Origin of the sequence: Thermotoga sp. RQ2 (assembly GCF_000019625.1) — a bacterium.
GTDB lineage: Bacteria > Thermotogota > Thermotogae > Thermotogales > Thermotogaceae > Thermotoga > Thermotoga maritima.
Map to the genome: position 1 here is coordinate 198,696 of NC_010483.1, position 17,090 is coordinate 215,785.

General features: G+C 47.8%; 18 protein-coding genes. All 18 read right to left on the minus strand.

Annotated elements, in window-relative coordinates; all coding sequences use genetic code 11:
- Positions 1-6 precede the first annotated feature (6 nt).
- The 18 genes from TRQ2_RS01045 to rsmG are packed head-to-tail and all read right to left on the minus strand — an operon-like array spanning position 7 to position 17,081.
- Positions 7-426, minus strand: coding sequence for a secondary thiamine-phosphate synthase enzyme YjbQ (locus TRQ2_RS01045; RefSeq protein WP_012310389.1), 420 nt, complete (start codon positions 424-426; stop codon positions 7-9).
- Positions 423-2,555, minus strand: a complete 2,133-nt coding sequence (gene rnr, locus TRQ2_RS01050; RefSeq protein WP_012310390.1) for a ribonuclease R — start codon at positions 2,553-2,555, stop codon at positions 423-425. The genes TRQ2_RS01045 and rnr overlap by 4 nt, the downstream gene beginning before the upstream one ends.
- A gap of 14 nt (positions 2,556-2,569) precedes the next feature.
- Positions 2,570-3,199: a uracil phosphoribosyltransferase gene (gene upp, locus TRQ2_RS01055; protein WP_011942891.1), complete on the minus strand. Its 630-nt coding sequence runs from the start codon at positions 3,197-3,199 to the stop codon at positions 2,570-2,572.
- Positions 3,196-4,479 carry a serine hydroxymethyltransferase gene (glyA, locus tag TRQ2_RS01060; protein ID WP_012310391.1) on the minus strand — a complete coding sequence of 428 codons (1,284 nt, stop codon included), beginning with the start codon at positions 4,477-4,479 and terminating at the stop codon, positions 3,196-3,198. The genes upp and glyA overlap by 4 nt, the downstream gene beginning before the upstream one ends.
- A gap of 11 nt (positions 4,480-4,490) precedes the next feature.
- Positions 4,491-5,873: a cysteine--tRNA ligase gene (cysS, locus tag TRQ2_RS01065; RefSeq protein WP_011942893.1), complete on the minus strand. Its 1,383-nt coding sequence runs from the start codon at positions 5,871-5,873 to the stop codon at positions 4,491-4,493.
- 17 nt (positions 5,874-5,890) lie between these two features.
- Positions 5,891-6,343, minus strand: coding sequence for a chemotaxis protein CheW (locus TRQ2_RS01070; protein ID WP_012310392.1), 453 nt, complete (start codon positions 6,341-6,343; stop codon positions 5,891-5,893).
- Between the two features lie 12 nt (positions 6,344-6,355).
- Complete coding sequence (locus TRQ2_RS01075; protein ID WP_012310393.1) at positions 6,356-6,760, minus strand: biotin/lipoyl-containing protein; 405 nt, start codon at positions 6,758-6,760, stop codon at positions 6,356-6,358.
- A complete protein-coding gene (locus TRQ2_RS01080; RefSeq protein ID WP_012310394.1) occupies positions 6,733-7,041 on the minus strand; it encodes an OadG family protein in 309 nt (102 codons plus the stop codon). Before TRQ2_RS01080 ends, TRQ2_RS01075 begins: the two co-directional genes overlap by 28 nt.
- A gap of 9 nt (positions 7,042-7,050) precedes the next feature.
- Positions 7,051-8,598 (minus strand): acyl-CoA carboxylase subunit beta, encoded by a 1,548-nt coding sequence (locus tag TRQ2_RS01085; RefSeq protein WP_012310395.1) that lies wholly within the window; start codon positions 8,596-8,598, stop codon positions 7,051-7,053.
- Between the two features lies 1 nt (position 8,599).
- Positions 8,600-11,191, minus strand: coding sequence for a CBS domain-containing protein (locus TRQ2_RS01090; protein ID WP_012310396.1), 2,592 nt, complete (start codon positions 11,189-11,191; stop codon positions 8,600-8,602).
- Complete coding sequence (locus tag TRQ2_RS01095; protein WP_011942899.1) at positions 11,192-11,809, minus strand: LptA/OstA family protein; 618 nt, start codon at positions 11,807-11,809, stop codon at positions 11,192-11,194.
- Positions 11,806-12,501 carry a hypothetical protein gene (locus TRQ2_RS01100; protein ID WP_011942900.1) on the minus strand — a complete coding sequence of 232 codons (696 nt, stop codon included), beginning with the start codon at positions 12,499-12,501 and terminating at the stop codon, positions 11,806-11,808. Before TRQ2_RS01100 ends, TRQ2_RS01095 begins: the two co-directional genes overlap by 4 nt.
- Positions 12,502-12,545: 44 nt before the next feature.
- Entirely contained in the window at positions 12,546-13,310 is a 765-nt protein-coding gene (locus TRQ2_RS01105) for a patatin-like phospholipase family protein (RefSeq protein ID WP_029683478.1), read from the minus strand.
- Positions 13,307-14,521 carry an S-layer homology domain-containing protein gene (locus tag TRQ2_RS01110; protein WP_011942902.1) on the minus strand — a complete coding sequence of 405 codons (1,215 nt, stop codon included), beginning with the start codon at positions 14,519-14,521 and terminating at the stop codon, positions 13,307-13,309. Before TRQ2_RS01110 ends, TRQ2_RS01105 begins: the two co-directional genes overlap by 4 nt.
- Before the next feature lie 60 nt (positions 14,522-14,581).
- Positions 14,582-15,013: a MarR family winged helix-turn-helix transcriptional regulator gene (locus TRQ2_RS01115; RefSeq protein ID WP_012310398.1), complete on the minus strand. Its 432-nt coding sequence runs from the start codon at positions 15,011-15,013 to the stop codon at positions 14,582-14,584.
- Between the two features lie 4 nt (positions 15,014-15,017).
- Positions 15,018-15,686 carry a 16S rRNA (cytidine(1402)-2'-O)-methyltransferase gene (gene rsmI, locus TRQ2_RS01120; protein ID WP_004081030.1) on the minus strand — a complete coding sequence of 223 codons (669 nt, stop codon included), beginning with the start codon at positions 15,684-15,686 and terminating at the stop codon, positions 15,018-15,020.
- A 1-nt stretch (position 15,687) separates the two neighbouring features.
- Positions 15,688-16,398, minus strand: a complete 711-nt coding sequence (locus TRQ2_RS01125; RefSeq protein ID WP_012310399.1) for a biotin/lipoate A/B protein ligase family protein — start codon at positions 16,396-16,398, stop codon at positions 15,688-15,690.
- On the minus strand, positions 16,395-17,081 hold the full coding sequence (gene rsmG, locus TRQ2_RS01130; RefSeq protein WP_012310400.1) for a 16S rRNA (guanine(527)-N(7))-methyltransferase RsmG: 687 nt from the start codon (positions 17,079-17,081) through the stop codon (positions 16,395-16,397). Before rsmG ends, TRQ2_RS01125 begins: the two co-directional genes overlap by 4 nt.
- Between the last annotated feature and the right edge of the window lie 9 nt (positions 17,082-17,090).

Sequence of the window (17,090 nt, forward strand, 5' to 3'; positions counted from 1 at the left end):
GCCTGATCACTCTCCTATGATCTTGACGAGGACTCTCTTTGGTCTCATACCGTCGAACTCACCGTAGAAAACCTGTTCCCACGGTCCCAGATCCATCTTTCCATCGGTGATGGCTATGACCACTTCTCTTCCCATGATCGTGCGCTTGAGATGAGCGTCCGCGTTGTCTTCTCCGGTGTCGTTGTGCCTGTACTGGGAGTACGGCTTCTCCGGAGCGAGTTTTTCGAGCCACACCTCGAAATCGTGGTGAAGTCCCGGCTCATCGTCGTTTATGAAGACACTCGCGGTTATGTGCATGGCGTTGCAGAGAAGAAGACCTTCTTTTATACCGCTTTCTCTAACACACTCCTCCAGAAGGGGAGTTATGTTGATGAACTCCCTTCTCCTCTTCGTGTGAAACCAGAGTTCTTTTCTGTAGCTCTTCATTCTTCATCCTCCTCCACCAGTACGAAGTCTATCTCGCCCCTGATCTTGTCTGCCCTCATCACTTTTACCTTGAGAACATCTCCCAGCCTGAAGACCCTTCCCTTTCGCTTCCCGATGAGCATGTTCCTTGTTTCGTCGTAGTAATAGTAGTCGTCCAGCGTCGATATGTGAACAAGACCGGAGATGCTCTTTTCAGGAATCTCCACGAACAGCCCAAATTTGGTGATGTTCGTTACCACAACGTCAAAAACCTCCCCTATGTGGCGGGCTATGTATTCTACTTTCTTCATAGCTACAAGGTCCCACTCCGCTTCGTCCGCGACTCTTTCCCTTCGACTGCAGTGTTTCGCGATCTTCGGAAGCACCTTGGAGAATTTTTCGATCTGTTCGGGGGTGAAGTATCCGTTCTGCTCAAGGTAGAGTTTCAAAAGCCTATGAACGACAAGATCGGGATATCTTCTTATGGGTGAAGTGAAATGCGTGTAAGCGTAAGAAGCAAGTCCGAAATGACCGATGTTCACGGCGGAGTACATTGCCCTTTTCATGGATCTGACGAGGAGTCTTTCTACACTGCTTCTCAAAGGATGGTCTTTGACCTTTTCCAGAAGTTTCTGAAGCATTCCCGGGTGGATATTCTGGGGAAAATTCGCTCTTATCCCCATCGCTTCAAGATAGTTCCTCAACTGAAAAATGGTCTCGGGATCGGGTTCCTCGTGTACACGATACATGAATGGAAGTCCGGCGTGATCGAATATTTCAGCCACCGTCTCGTTCGCTCTGATCATGAATTCTTCTATCAACTTCTCTGCAATTCCTCTCTTTCTTGGAACGATATCCACCACCTGACCGTTTTCGTCCAGTATGACCTTCACTTCGTCACTCTCTATATCGAGAATGGCTCCACGCTTTCTCCGTGCTTCTCTCAATATCTCTGCGAGTTCCACCGCGTTGTATATGAGATCTTTGAAAGGTTCGTACTCCTTCATAGAAGAGGGATCTTCCAGGAATTCGTTCACCCTCTCGTAGATCATCCTTTTTTTGCTCTTTATCACACTCGGATAGACATCGTATCTCACGACCCGTCCGTCTCTGTCTATTTCCATCTCCACACTCATGGTGAGTCTGTCTTTCCCCTCAACGAGACTGCAGATACCGTTGGACAGTCTGAAGGGGAGCATTGGAATCACGGTATCGATGAGGTACACACTCGTTCCCCTCTTGAAGGCCTCCTGGTCCAGTGCGGAACCTTCTTTCACGTAATGTGAAACGTCCGCTATGTGAACACCGAGAAGGTAATTTCCGTTCGAAAGCTTTTCCACGGAGATGGCATCGTCGAAGTCCTTTGCGTCCTCACCGTCTATCGTGACGATGACTTTATCTCTCAAATCTTTTCTTCCGACAAGGTCTTTTTTCCTCACTCTGGCAGGAATCGCGTTCGCTTCTCTTATGACCTCTTCTGGAAATTCACCCGGTTCTGGAAGATCGTGTTTCACTATGACGCTTGGAAGGTCGATAGAAGGATCGTCGAGGTCACCGAGTACTTTCACAACCTTCGCCTCAGGGTTCTTGCCGGGAGAAGGATATTTCAGGATCTCCGCTATCACCTTCTGGTTAGGTTTCGCACCATCGATGTTCTCGGGTGCCACGTAGAAATCGTACGCTATCTTCGGGTCATCCGGCACAACAAATCCAAAGGTTCCTTTGTGGTCAAAAACACCAACTACCCTCGTAAGGCCACGTTCGAGAACCTTTACGACTCGTCCCCTTGGAAGCCCTCTCCAGGTTCCTGCTATTTCAACGACGACTCTGTCCTTGTGCATGGCGTACTTCGTGTCTTCAACAGGAACAGCGATTTCTTCAAACTCGTCTGTTATGACAAAGGCCACGTAACCACTTCGTGTGAATTCGATCGTTCCTACTTTGAGATCTTCGCCGAGTTTTCTGTACCTTCCCCTGCTGTCCCTGAAGATTCTTCCCTCTTTTTCCAGCTTTTTCACAACTTCTCTCACTTTTCTTCTCTCTTCTCTTGTCTTTGCCCGGAATTTCTTGTAGAGTTCTTTCAAAGCCATGGGTTTGTAATCGTCTGAGAGAATGAACCTTTCCACATCTTTCTTCCTTATCGGACTCATGTACTCACCTTCTTCTATTTTGTCCTGAAGAGTCTGTCGCCCGCATCTCCAAGACCGGGAATGATGTAACCGTGATCGTTGAGGCGCTCGTCCAGTGCCGCAACGTAGATTTTAACATCTTTGTATTTTCTCTCCACCGCTTCCACTCCCTCTGGAGCCGCGATCAGAGCCACCAGCGTGATCTTCTTCGCCCCGTTCTCCTTCAAAATCTCGATGGCCTTTACCGAAGAAACACCCGTTGCCAGCATGGGATCCAGCAAAAAGACCTCTTTGTCGTCGTTGAGAGGAGGCAGCTTGGCGTAGTATTCCACCGCCTGAAGCGTCTCCGGATCTCTGTATATTCCTATGTGGCCCACCGATGCGTTTGGAAGCAGTTCAAGAATACCATCCGCCATCACAAGACCGGCTCTGAGAATAGGAACCACCACGACATCCTTATCGTTTATACGGTATCCGATCGTTTTCGTTATGGGAGTTTCCACCTCTACCTCCTCGCACTTCAAATGTCTCGTGGCTTCGTACGCGAGGAGGAGCGTTATCTCTCTGAGCAGTTCTCTGAACTCCTTTGGACCGGTGTTCTTGTCTCTCATGATCGTGAGTTTGTGCTTTATGAGGGGATGATCCACTACAACGAGATTCTTCATATTTCCACCCCTTCGATCTTGTCGCGGTACAGAGGAAACCTTTCGCAGAGCTCCCTTACCCTCTTTGAAACCTCTTCCCTCACCTCTGGTTTCACCGTTCCGTTTTCATCGGTCACGTTTGAAAGAACCAGGTCTATCATCTCGGCGATCTCTTCCATCTCTTCTTCCTTCATTCCGCGGGTTGTAACAGCGGGTGTTCCTATTCTGATACCGCTCGCCACGAACGGAGATCTCTTTTCGTTGGGAATGGTGTTTTTGTTCACTGTGATACCACAGCTTTCCAGGGCCTTTTCCGCCGCTTTACCCGTTATGTCTTTTGGTGTGAGATCCACCAGGAACAAGTGTGTATCAGTTCCTCCAGAAACGATCCTGTAACCTCGTTTCTGGAACTCTTCAGCCATCTTTTTAGCATTTTTGACCACCTGATTTTGGTACTCTTTGAACTCCTCCGTCATGGCTTCTTTGAAACAGACGGCTTTCGCCGCTATGACGTGCATGAGAGGACCGCCCTGAATGCCAGGGAAGATGGTTTTATCCACGGCTTTGGCGATATCCGGATCATTCGTGAGTATCAAACCACCTCTGGGTCCCCTGAGGGTCTTGTGTGTGGTAGAAGTCACCACATGGGCGTACTCCAAAGGATTCGGATGAATTCCTGCAGCGACGAGTCCGGCAAAGTGAGCCATATCCACCATCAAATATGCTCCCACCTCATCGGCTATCTCTCTGAATCTTTTGAAATCGATGATCCTGGCGTAAGCACTTCCACCCGCAACGATTATCTTTGGCTTGTGTTCCAGGGCGAGTCTTCTGACCTCATCGTAATCTATCGTTTCCGTTTCCAGATTGACTCCGTAGGGTACCACCTTGAAGATCTTCCCTGAGAAATTCACCGGCGCTCCATGGGTGAGGTGTCCCCCGTGAGACAGGGACATTCCCATGATCGTGTCTCCGGGCTGGGCGAGTGCCAGATAAACCGCCATGTTCGCCTGAGAACCGGAGTGCGGCTGAACGTTCGCAAATTTGGCTCCAAACAACCTCTTCGCTCTCTCTATAGCGAGTTCTTCTGCTCGATCCACCCATTCGCAGCCACCGTAGTACCTCTTCTGCGGGTATCCTTCCGCGTACTTGTTGGTGAGCATGCTTCCCATGGTTTCTATGACAGCGAGTGACGCGAAGTTCTCAGAGGCGATCAGCTCCAGGCCGTACTCTTGACGCTTCAACTCGTTCACAAGAACTTCGTATATTTCGGGATCAACCTGTTTTACATGTTTCCACACGAAAAATCACCTCACTCGACAGTGTATTCTGTCCCCGAAGGGGTATCCTTTAAAATGATTCCAATCTCCCTGAGATGATCCCTTATTCGATCAGAAAGATCGTATCTTTTTTCCTTCCTCAAGACATCTCTCACTTCTATCAGCAGTTTGAGTAGTTCTTCAGAGGAAACTTCTTTCTTCTCTTCGTTGAGATCGAAAAGTCCCAGAACGGGGCCAAACTCCCTTCTGATCAGGTGATAGTAGAGAAGGGCATCTTCACGGTCGTTGTCATCCATCGCTTTGCTGAGGTTTCTCGCGAGTTCAAAAATCAAGGACACAGCCACCGGTGTGTTGAAATCGTCGTCGAGAGCTTCCACAAAACGATTAACGTACTCTTCGTAAACAGCGTTTCTCTTAGGTATTCCGATGTCTCCAGATTTTTCGTATCGTCCCAGGATCTCCCAAACACGTTTGACCGCCCTGGAATAATCCTGAAGGAGTTCTTCAGAGAAGTCCATCGGCGACCTGTAATGCTTTGAGAGAATCATGTACCTCAGACCGTCTCTGCCGTACCTTTTCACGGCTTCACGGACGGTGAAGATGTTTCCCGTCGATTTGCTCATCTTGTCACCGAGGAACCTGACCATGCCGTTGTGCATCCAGTATCTCGCGAAAACCTTACCGGTCAGAGCCTCGGCCTGGGCCTTCTCGTTCTCGTGGTGCGGAAACACGAGATCTTCCCCACCCGCGTGTATATCGAAACTCTCTCCCAGGATTTTTACGGACATAACCGTACACTCTATGTGCCAACCTGGTCTTCCCTCTCCCCAGGGAGACTTCCAGCAGGGTTCACCAGGTTTGGCCTTTTTCCAGAGAGAGAAATCGAGAGGAAACTTCTTCGTTTCGTCCACCTCGACCCTGGCACCCGCGATGAGATCCTCTATCTTCTTTTTTGAGAGTTCACCGTACTTTTCGAACTTTCTCACGTCGAAATAGACACCCGTTTCCGTTTGATACGCAACCCCTTTTTCTACAAGTCTTTCTATTATCTCAACAATATCGTCGACAAAATCGGTGGTTCTTGGATGAAAATTCGCCGGTCTTATACCGAGGGCATGAGCGTCTCTCCAGTACTCGGCTATGAAGGTATCCGCCACGGTCTTGTAATCGACACCGAGCTGATTCGCCTTGTTTATGATCTTGTCGTCTATATCTGTGAAATTCTGAACCATTATGACCCTGTAACCCCTGTACTCGAGGTACCTCCTGAACACATCGAATACCACCGCGGGTCTCGCGTTCCCTACGTGGATGAGGTCGTACACGGTGGGTCCGCACACGTACATCCTCACAACACCGGGTTGAATGGGCACAAATTCTTCTTTTTTTCCTGTCAGGGTGTTGGTTATTCTCATCGATGCACCTCCTGTTTTCACACGTTGATGTTGCTGATCTCCACCAGTTCCTCCGAAGTGAGAACCTCTTCTATGTTCAGAATGATCACAATATCGTCACGAACTTTAGCAAGCCCGAGAATGTATTTTTTTCCTTTTCCCGAAAGACTCTGAGGAGGCTGTTCGATGTCACTCTCTGTGAGGGTCAAAACCTCGCTCACATCGTCCACTAAGAAACCTACCAGTGTGTCTTTCACCATCGAAACAATGATTTTCGCCTTCTTTTTGTCTTCCATATCCGACATCTTGAACTTCTTTCTGAGATTCACCACCGGAATGATCTTTCCTCTGAGGTTCATGACTCCCTCTATGTACTCTGCCGTCTCTGGAACAGGAACGATCTTTTCCACTTCGACGATGCTCTCCACTTTCATGATGTCAACACCGAACACCTGATTTCCCAGCTTGAACGTCACCACTTTCAGTTCCATTTTCATCCCCCCTTACACGATCTTCATTAGTATCTGACCTGTTTCTATGTTGTCTCCCTCTTTCACGAGGATCTCCTTTACTGTTCCAGAAAACTCGGACTGAAGCTCGTTTTCCATCTTCATGGCTTCAAAGACAAGCAGTTTATCTCCCACGTTCACCTTTTGACCCTCTTTTACAAGCAACTTCAACACGATGCCCGCCATGGGAGCCTTAACCAGTTTTTCTTCCTGATCTGGAGACTCTTCTCTTTCCATCACAACTGGTTTTGGTTCTTCCTTGGGAATTTCCTGAATTACTTTCTGAGACACTTCTTTCGCTGGTTTCTCAGCTGATTCCTTTTTACGAACGTTTCCTATTTCTTCCACTTCCACAATGTATTCCTTTCCGTTCACCACCACTCTGAACTTTCTGACCATCTTCTCCTCCTCCAGCCAGTTTTTTTCCACGCTTCGTACCCTCGTTTTTCTCTGCTTTTTTTCACAGAAACTATTCTGTATTCACCTTCGATTACCTGCGAAAGCACCGCCGAGATAACTGCTATCAATTCTTCGTTCTCTCCTGAATACCTGGTCTTCTTTTCTTCAACAACAGCGGGTCTCTCTTTTCCCGAGAAGAATTTCAAAACAATAGAGAAGAAATACAGAATAAGAAATACAAAAAATACTGTCACTATTCCGAACAGAAAGATGGTGATCATTACCTCACCTCACAGAGGGATGTTTCCATGCTTTTTCTTCGGCCTGTACTCAACTTTCGTTTCGCAGACCTCAAGTGCCCTCATTATGTATTTTCTTGTCTCTCTCGGATCTATCACCGCGTCCACGTATCCTCTGCTCGCTGCTATGTACGGATTCGCGAACTGCTGTTTGTATTCTTCGATGAGCTTTCTTCTCGTTTCTTCTGGATTGGAAGAAGCCTCTATTTCCCTTTTGAAGATAATATTCGCAGCGCCTTCAGGCCCCATGACCGCGATTTCAGCGGACGGCCAGGCAAGCACCATATCCGCCCCCAGATGTTTGCTTCCCATGGCGATGTACGCTCCTCCATAGGCCTTTCGGAGAATGACCGTGATCTTCGGGACCGTTGCCTCGCTGTACGCGTAGAGCAGCTTCGCTCCATGTCTTATGATACCGCCGTGTTCCTGAGCGACACCGGGGAGATAACCAGGAGTGTCCACGAAGGTCAGAATAGGAATATTGAAGGCGTCAAGGAACCTGATGAAACGCGCCGCTTTGTCGGAGGAATCGATATCCAGAACACCGGCGAGTACGGAAGGCTGATTCGCCACTATTCCCACTGTCTTTCCCTGGATTCTGGCAAAGCCTATGACGATGTTCTTTGCAAAGTACGGTTGGACTTCGAAGAACTCTCCGTGGTCCACGACCCTTTTGATGACTTCTCTCACATCGTACCCCTTGTTCGGATTGTCCGGAAGGATGTCGAGAATGTCCTCCGGAGTTTCCAGACTGGTATCGGGATCCTCAACGGGCGGTTCTTCGGCGTTGTTGGAAGGGAGGTACGAAAGGAGTGTCCTCACCAGCGACATGGCTTTTTCATCGTTGTCTGCCAGAAAGTGGGCGTTCCCACTCCTTTGATTGTGAACCATGGCACCTCCCAGATCCTCCTGGGAGATCTCTTCACCCGTCACCGCCTTTATCACGTTCGGCCCCGTTATGAACATCCTGGCGGTCTGGTCCACCATCACGATGAAATCGGTTAGGGCGGGAGAATAGACAGCCCCACCTGCACAGGGACCAGCTATCACGGTGATCTGCGGCACCACACCGGAAGCGAGGGTGTTCCTTAAAAATATTTCGCCGTAACCGGCGAGTGCATCCACACCTTCCTGAATCCGTGCGCCTCCAGAATCATTTATACCGATCACCGGTATTCCCATCTTGAGAGCCAGATCGAGGAGTTTCGCGATCTTCTTCGCGTGCATTTCTCCCAGTGAGCCGCCCATCACCGTGAAGTCCTGAGAGAAAACGGCGACTTTTCTTCCGTTTATCTCTCCCACACCTGTAATGACTCCATCCCTTGGAAGTTTCAGCTTGTCGAGCCCAAAGTACGTGTTTCTGTGTCTCACAAACTTGTCGAACTCCACGAACGTTCCTGGATCGAGGAGTAGTTCTAATCTTTCCCAGGCGGTGAGTTTTCCAGACTCATGCTGTTTTTCTACTTTCTCAGGACCGCCACCCTGTTCAATCTCTTTCTCAATTTTCTTCAATTCTTCGATCTTATCCCTCAGACTCATCTTATCCCTCCGTTTCTAATGATGCCAGGACTTCCTCCAGTATCTCCTCTTCATCTCTTGTGTCTCCATCGAGTTTTTTCATGAGAATCTTCTCGAGAACCTCTCCAATTATTTTACCGGATGTTATTCCTTTTCTGATTAGATACTCCCCGTTTATCTTTTCGAGCTTTGTGTTCTTTATCTTCAAAAGATAAGATTTGAACAGCTCTTCTTTCTCACCGCTGAGATACGCTAAGAAGTGACAGATCGTTTCGTTCGAAACTCCCTTCACGAGAGGATAAACAAAGGAAGCAGGAACCCTTTCTGAAAGCATTTCTAAAAGAGCGGGGGCACTCTTTTCTACATGCCTGATTTCATTTATCAAATCCCTGCGAAGAGAATATCTATCCCTCACTTCTTTCCAGCTCTCGTCGTCGTAGAACTCAAGGAACACGTGGAGCACCGCGTAGAATTTGTCAACCTCTCCGAAGTTCTCCTCCACCCACGGAATGTTTCTGAAGAGATTTTCCATCTTCCCGTCCATGGAAGGTGTGTAATAGGTTTTTGGAAACAGATGTTTTATCACATCGAACTGTGCCATCCTTCTGATCGACTTCAGGGGGTTTTTCTCTTCGAGTATTTTCTCCAGTTCCTGCCTGAGACGTGGTCCAGTTGTTCTCTCAAGGTAACCTTCTTCAACGGCCTGTTTCAGGAGCCTCTCTGTTGTTTCTTCTATTCTGAAGTCAAAACGTTGCTCAAACCGAATGGCACGTAGAATCCTTGTGGGATCGTCTACAAAACTCAGGGTGTGAAGAACCCGTATTACTCCTTCCTTCAGATCTCTGTATCCTCCAAAGAAATCGATCAGCAATCCGAAATCTTTCGGATTCAGCTTTATAGCCATCGCGTTTATCGTGAAGTCTCTCCTGTAGAGATCTTTCTTTATCGTACTTATCTCCACATCGGGGAGTTTGGCGGGTGATTCGTAGTACTCCAGTCTTGCTGTTGCGATGTCTATTCTGAGGCCTCCCTTCAGAAAAAGAGAGGCGGTCATGAATTTGTCGTGTTTCACCAGTTTTCCCGGTAGAAAACGTTTAGCGTACTCGGCAAATTCCAGCGCGTTGCCTTCAACAACGATGTCTACATCGAGATTCTTTATACCGAGTAGAAGATCGCGGACGAAACCTCCCACAACGTAAACGGGCATGTTCACCTCATCACCGAACTTCCCGAGGAGTCTGAAAAGATTCAAAATCTTCGGATCCACCCGTTCCACGAGGAGCTTTGAAACGTCTCTGAATATCTGTCCGTTCGCCTGAAACACCGGCATTACGTATTTTTTGAAGGGTTTTCCGAATATCGCCCTCAGAACGTCACTTCTTGTCACGATGCCCACGAGAATACCGTTTTCCAGTATGGGGATTCGTCCTATGGCGTGCTCCACCATGAGTTCTCTTAACCTGGTTACAGAAGTATCAGGGGTCGCCACCACCAGGTTCGTCGACATGATGGATTTCACAGGCCTGTCTCCCAGACCATGGTTCATCGCCTTTTCGACCGCTTTCTTCGTAACAATACCTACCAGCCTGTTTCCTTCAACGACTGGAAATCCACTGTGTCCGGTTTGCTTCATCAACCTATCCACTTCTTTTATCGTCATGTTAGATAGGACCACCTTCACGGGAGAGGACATGATATCTCTTGCGCGGAGGAGTGGCACCACGTGATCATGGAGTCTATTCAAAACTTCTTTCAAAACCTCGTCGATCTCTTTTCCGGTGATAGTCGCAGAGGCTGCCCTCGTGTGTCCGCCTCCCCCGAGGTCTTTCATGAGAGAGCCGAGATCCACATCTGGTGAACCGGTTCTTCCAATAACGTAGATCTTCTTTCCCATCTTCACGATCGCTATGAAGGTTTCCTTTCCCATCATTTCCCAGGCTTTACTCACAATCAGCCCCATTCCCCCAACGAAATCCTCGCACTCTATCAACGAGATCGTTATCGGAACACCGTTCACTTCATAATCACGTGCGTTCTCTATCAGTTTGTCCAGCAGTTCCATCTGCTTGGGGGTGAGTTCTTCTCTTGTGTAAAGTGCCACTTCATCGAGATTTGCCCCGTTCTCCAGAAGGAATTTCGCTATCTCCAGATCCCGCGGTGTGGTTGAAGAAAAAAGGAGATTTCCCGTGTCGTCGTAGAGAGCGATCATGAAAAGAGTGGCTTCGGTGGGATCCAGTGGTATATTTTTCTCCCGAATGAGCTCAACGAGTATCGTGATCGTGGCTCCTACCTTCGATACCATTCCATCGTAAGGACTTTCATCTACGTGGTGATCGTAAACAGTTATTTTCGCCCCCTGGCTTCTCTCTCTGATGCTCTCCGGTATGCGGTCCAGAGAAGGTGCGTCGACGATCACAAGTTCTGTGATCTCACCTTCAAACTCATGATCCCAGACGAATTCAAACCGATCCGAGTAAACCTTGAGGAAATCGGAAAGATTCCTCGCTGGATTGGAAGGCAGAACTATAATGTGGTCATCAAACAGCTTCTTTGCCGCGACACAGGAAGCGAAGGCATCGAAATCGGGTGACCTGTGTGTGGTGATGACCCTCATTCACTCCACCTCTAAGGTGACGGTCACAGAACTCGCTTCCATTGTATCTTCTTCAAGATCCATGACCACTCTCTCTGCTTCCATTTCCAGATCTTTTTCTTTATCCTTCAACCTCACACTGCGGAGGAGTTCTATGATACCGTCTTTTCTTCTGTAAACCACCTCTTCGGAATTTGCCACAACTGAACCCTTCTGAATCTTCACCTCTCCAGTTCCCTGGAAAACGTCCTCTTCAAGATCGAAGGTGATTTGTTCGCACTCTATATAGATCGTTTCTGTACTGGTTTTATCGATGAACTCACCTTTCACATTTCCCGTGATAGTTCCCACTCTGGTCTCCACATCGTAAATGAGGCTATCTCCTTTCAACTCCCCATCTTCAAGGGTCACAGTCACAGATGAACTCGCTTCCGTTATTCTCCACTTTCCACTCAGTTTTTTCACGATTAAATTGTCCGCAGTCAGCGTAAAGTTCTCTTCTTCGATCTTGAGAACAACGTTTCCGGAATACTCTATCCTTTCATCAGAAGGCTTCACAAAATCTGCTTTTATGTGGATCGTCTTTGAGAATGCGAAAAGACTCACAAGGATGAAGAACGCGATCAACAACTTTTTCACAGAACCACCTCCTCAAAGAACCTGGAGAACTCTTCGTAAGCGCGTCTCGTTGTAGAAACCGGAGAAAGGGAAGAACATGCTATTCTCAAGCTTTTAGCCTTTTTTATTCTTTCTTTCTCCAGATGCTTTGTTCTGGCTGTTGTCGACAAAAACAGGTACTCGAGCGCGTTTCTGGGGGGATTCTTTTCTTTCTCCACATCGAAAAGGATAGTCAGCTCTCCTTCGGGAACTCCCGTGATCCAGGTGATGGGAACGTACCTGTCTTCGTATGGGCGGTAGAGTATCGGAAAGGAAAGAGAAATCTTGAGCGCTTTTCTCAAATCGTCCCCCTCTTTGAAAACCACTTCCTTTCCTTCAAAAAGATCGAAAACCCAGATTTCAAGACCTCCTGGGATTTTCTGTGCGGGGAACAGCGAATCTATGTACCTGTACAGGCGCTCGTGATTTCGAACACCGTTCAGCGTGTCACCGATTCTCATCAGTATTCGAAGAGCATCCACCATTGAAAGCTGATCTATGCCTTTCGTGAAGAAAGGATCGAGAAGCTTTTCAATGTTCTTCCATTCCTTCACCAGAATCGAGTACGTCCTGTTAGTAGATCTTGTAAGGAAAAAAAGAGCGCAGGGAATGGAGGAAATTCCACAGCACCTCACCGTGAAATCGACTTTCGAATCTTTTAAAAATTTCAGCACCCCTATGACTCCCAGATAAGCACCGCTATCTCCACCGAACGAAATTACCAGGGTAAAATCACTCCCCTTAGATTTTTAAGTACCTTTCTGTAGATTTCTTCGTACTTATCAAAGGCGTTCCAGGGCTCGTTCACATCGTGCATCACCACAAAATCCGCCTTTGAAAGTTCTTCTCTTTCCAGGAGAATCTCCTTCCACCTGTCCATCACAAAGAACATCTCGAAATGATTCTTAAATCCGTCTTTTCTCTCTCTGTTGAAAGCGGAAGCTACGACGAAGTCTGCTCCGAGTTCCCGCGCCTGAGAAACCGGTGTGGGTGCAAGAACCCCACCATCCAGACAGGGAGTCCCTCCTATCCAGATCGGCTCGAAATATCCCGGCACAGAACTGCTCGCTACGACGGCATCTATCAGAAATCCTTCTGTCACAAGGAGAGAATCCATGTTTTCTGTATCGAAGACCACAACACCGAGCGTCTTCTTGCAGTCAGAAAATTTCTTTCTACCAAAAGCCTCTTTGAGAACAGAAAACAGCAGGTCCGCCTTGAAAAGAGAGCGCTGAAACAATCCTCTCCAGGTGTTCTCCGATTCCGTCTTCTTCAGGTCTTCGAAGTGTTTCTTCATAAGGGAAAAGGTGATGTCTTTCACCAAAGCGGGCTCTCCGTAGAGCGCGTACAGACCACCTACAACGGCTCCTATCGATGATCCGGTGATCACATCGAACACGTCTCCAGATTTCTCCAGGAAAGCAACGTGAGCCGCCCCTTTGACTCCTCCCGCCGCGAACGCTATTCCCTTTGTCACGCTCATCGCCCCACAAGAAGAATGATTCCCAAAAGAAGAGCAAGAGCACCAGCGCCGATCACCATCAGCGTACTGGTATCCATCTGGAGCGAAGATTTCTCTTTTTCTTCCACCCTCTGGGAAAGTGCTGTCAAGTCCGAAGAGAGCCTTTCGATCTTCTTTGAAAGGTCGCTCACCTGCTTTTTCAGATCCTGGATTTCACTCTCCATTGTCGTTCTGTTTTGCTGATCTTCAGCGACGGATTCTTCCAGTCCGGAGAAACGTTTATTCAGGTTTTCCAGATCGCTTTTCAGGTTTTCCACGCTGGACTCCAGCATCTGAAATTTTGCTGTTGTCTGAAGGATACTCTTTTCCAGATCAGAGACCTTTTCCTCCTGAGCGGAGACTCTGCTGGAAACGACAGAAACCTTCTGGTTCATTTCGTTTTTCAGATTCACCACATCCGAGGAGAGTGAGTCCAATTCTTTGCGAAGCTGGTTCAACTCTTCTGAAAGACTTCCTGTTCTTCCCTTCAGCATGAGGATATCCTCGCCCGCGTCCTGTTTCCATGCGAGAAGGTTGCGCGTGTCTGAGCTGAGCTGAGTGATTGCTCCTTCAAGAGAGGTCATCTCTTTTGACACGTTTTCCAGATTCTTTTCCAGAAGAGTCAGTCTCGAGGTATTCTGTTGTGAACTCTCTTCAAGCTTCTTGAGGTTTTTTTCCACAACGTCTATTCTCCTCAGTATCTCCGAATCTATTCCAGCCGTTTCCTGCTTGAAGCTGGTGAAAGCCAGAGATAAATTGTTGAACGCTTCTTCCAGAGAATCGATCTTTGTCTTCAACTCTGAAACTTCACTCGCCGTGGAGGTAATTTCGAGTACAGCAGAATCAACACGAGAGTTCAAAGAATTGTAGTTCTTTTCTAGATTGGAAGTTCGTTCATCTAGAGCGATCGTGGCTGCTTTTACAATATCGAGCTCATCGAGCAGCGGGAGCTTTTCTTTGAGTTTTTCAAGTTCGAATCTCATGACCAGTCTGTAGATGTACTGCGCCACGTCGTATCGAGTCACGAGGAGCGCTCCCCTGAAGTTCCCCTTGTCATCGAGCTCCATGATGCCCGCTTTCACCACGTAGTTCACGGCTTCGAAAAACGGAGAGTCTGGTTCTAAATCCTTTATGTTCTGTGAAAGCAGGAGAATGCTTATCACTACCAACCCAAGAACAAGGATCTTTCTCAAAGACTTCACCTCCCTCTTCAACCTTAAAACATCCTTGAAAACACCCCGTGAACGGCCGGTTTATTGTTTGGAAAAATTTCTCTCCATAACGTCCTTCAACTCCTTCAGATAGTCGAGTATCTTTGAGGATTTTTCTTTACCAAGATCGCTTGTGATCTTCTCGATGAAATTCTCCCTTCGTTCGATGACCTTTTCTATGACCTCCTCTCCTTTTCTCGTTATAACCAGAAAGTAGGCTCTCCGGTCCGCGGGGTCTGGAGTGCGCGTCAGATAACCATCCGCCTCGAGTCTTTTCACCAGACCGGTCACCGTGCTCTTCGCAACTCCCAGCAGAACACTGAGTTCTCCTGGACGTTTGGGACCTTCGAAATAGATCTTCTGAAGAATGTCGAACTGAGCCGGTGTTATGCCGAAGTCTCTCAACACCTTTCTGCCTTCCACCTTCACCATGAAACAGATCTCTCTGAGAATTCTTTCAAAAGGTTGCTTCACGTTCTCACTCCTTCCCAGATAGCACCACTGTAATCTCACCGAGAGGTTTCTTCTTTTCAAAGTGCGAAATGGCCTCGCTCACCTTTCCTCTGAAGAATTCCTGATGAAGCTTCGTCATTTCTCTTGCGATGAACACTTCTCGATCCCCAATTATCTCCAGAATATCTCTCAGAGTTGAGAGTAACCTTTCCGGTGACTCGAAAAACACGATTACTCTGTTTTCTTTCTTCAAGGATTTGAGGAGTCTTCTTCTGTTTTTTCCGCGCGGCAAAAAACCCTCGAAGATGAACTTCGAGCCGGGAAATCCGCTCACCGCGACGGCACTCGTCAGAGCACTCGGTCCCGGAACGATATCCACCTCTATGCCTTCCCTCCAGCATTCCTCCACGAGGTTGTATCCCGGATCGGAGATCACCGGCATTCCCGCGTCGCTGACAATGGCTACTTTCTTCCCTTCCTTGAGAAGCGGCAGAATTTCTTTTATTCTTTTCTTCGAGTTCCTCTCGTTGAAAGAAAGAAGCGGTTTTTTTATTCTGTATTTGTTGAGAAGAACCATGGTTCTTCTGGTGTCCTCCGCAAGTATCAGGTCAACCTCCCTGAGCGTCTTCAAAGCCCTGATGGTGATATCTTCGAGGTTCCCTATAGGTGTTCCCACTATGATCAGCTTCCCCAAACTATCTCCTCCTCACCTTATAAAGAGGGGATCTTTCCCTCGCTTCTTTCAACATACTGCTGTCCAGCTGTATCTTCCTCGAAGTACCGAAAACCTTCTCAAACTGCGCTAAGATTCTTTCTTCCATAGCCTTCACATCAACATCGTAGAGATCCAGGATGCCCTTCAAAGGAGGAACGTCCTCGCCAAAGATGGTTTTCAGAAGATCGATATCCTGCTTCAAAACTATGGATCCATGTTCAACGATGGACTCGGCCGTTCTGAACTGGGCACTTCCCACCACTTTGACACCGTTGATAACGATCTCGTACCTCGACGGAGCATCAAAACAAAGCGCCGTGTTTCCCCGCCTTTCGCTTGACAACTCGGCGTGCAACCCGGCTTCCACAAGAGCGTCCCTTATCAAACTGTGTACAAGCCTGTGAAATTCCAAAACAGAAAGCTTCCCAAAATTTATTTTTTTAGGGACTGCTAAACAATAGGTGATCTCCCGGTGATGGAGCAGAGCCCTGCCTCCAGAGGGTCTTCTCACAACATCTATCCAATCGGGAACGTTTATTCCGTCTTCCTTTTGAAAACGACCCAGAGAAACGGTGGGCCTTTCCCAACCGTAGAATCTGAACAACACCGAGTTCATATTCGCGGACCACTCCGCCATCAGACTATCGATGGCCATGTTCAACGCTCCAGGAAAAACACCTTTTTCAATCACAACAAAGGCCTCTTGAATGGTACACCCACCCTCCTTGGATATTTTTCAGGAGAACTCTCGTATTTTCTGAGTATCAATAGCGCCCTTCTTTCGCCGGTTTTTAGAGAATACTCTCGTACCTCTTCGAGTTCCACCTTCAGCTCTTTCATGGCTCTCTGCGCCTCTTTCAACTCTTCTATGTATGAAGGTCCTTTGTAGAAAAGAAGTTTTCCGCCGGTTTTCAGTGCTGGAGTGCAGATCTCCACCAGAACGTTCAATCGCGCCACGGCCCTGGCTGTTACGTAATCGAATTCCTCTCGCCTTTCTCTGGAAAAGTTCTCCGCCCTCTCTTTGACAGCGGAGACATTTCCCAGATCCAGCTTTTCTATCACTCCTCTGAGGAAATTCACCGACTTTTCTCTGGAATCCAGAAGTACCACCTTGAGTTTCGGGAAAAAGATCGCTAAAATAAGCCCTGGGACACCATTACCTGAACCCACATCCAGGAGTGTCCCTTTCAGTTCTTCTTTCAAAGGAAGGAGAATTTCTACAACATTTTTATGGACAGCAGAGTCTAAATCCCTGTGAGCGGTGAGATTGTAGGGAACTCCCAGGAGTTCCTCAATGTACTTATCTACCTTTTCTATCTGCGGTTCTTGAAATCTCAGTCCGTACTCGAGAAGAATGTTCTTTACTGAATCCAAAAGCGACAC

Excerpts from the sequence above, each read along its gene's own strand:
- cysS (WP_011942893.1), bottom strand. The coding sequence starts at position 5,873 with ATGAGAATAACCAACACCCTGACAGGAAAAAAAGAAGAATTTGTGCCC.
- TRQ2_RS01080 (WP_012310394.1), bottom strand. The coding sequence starts at position 7,041 with ATGATCACCATCTTTCTGTTCGGAATAGTGACAGTATTTTTTGTATTT.
- rnr (WP_012310390.1), bottom strand. The coding sequence starts at position 2,555 with ATGAGTCCGATAAGGAAGAAAGATGTGGAAAGGTTCATTCTCTCAGAC.
- TRQ2_RS01085 (WP_012310395.1), bottom strand. The coding sequence starts at position 8,598 with ATGAGTCTGAGGGATAAGATCGAAGAATTGAAGAAAATTGAGAAAGAG.
- TRQ2_RS01105 (WP_029683478.1), bottom strand. The coding sequence starts at position 13,310 with ATGAGCGTGACAAAGGGAATAGCGTTCGCGGCGGGAGGAGTCAAAGGG.
- TRQ2_RS01045 (WP_012310389.1), bottom strand. The coding sequence starts at position 426 with ATGAAGAGCTACAGAAAAGAACTCTGGTTTCACACGAAGAGGAGAAGG.
- TRQ2_RS01070 (WP_012310392.1), bottom strand. The coding sequence starts at position 6,343 with ATGGAACTGAAAGTGGTGACGTTCAAGCTGGGAAATCAGGTGTTCGGT.
- TRQ2_RS01090 (WP_012310396.1), bottom strand. The coding sequence starts at position 11,191 with ATGAGGGTCATCACCACACACAGGTCACCCGATTTCGATGCCTTCGCT.
- upp (WP_011942891.1), bottom strand. The coding sequence starts at position 3,199 with ATGAAGAATCTCGTTGTAGTGGATCATCCCCTCATAAAGCACAAACTC.
- TRQ2_RS01075 (WP_012310393.1), bottom strand. The coding sequence starts at position 6,760 with ATGGTCAGAAAGTTCAGAGTGGTGGTGAACGGAAAGGAATACATTGTG.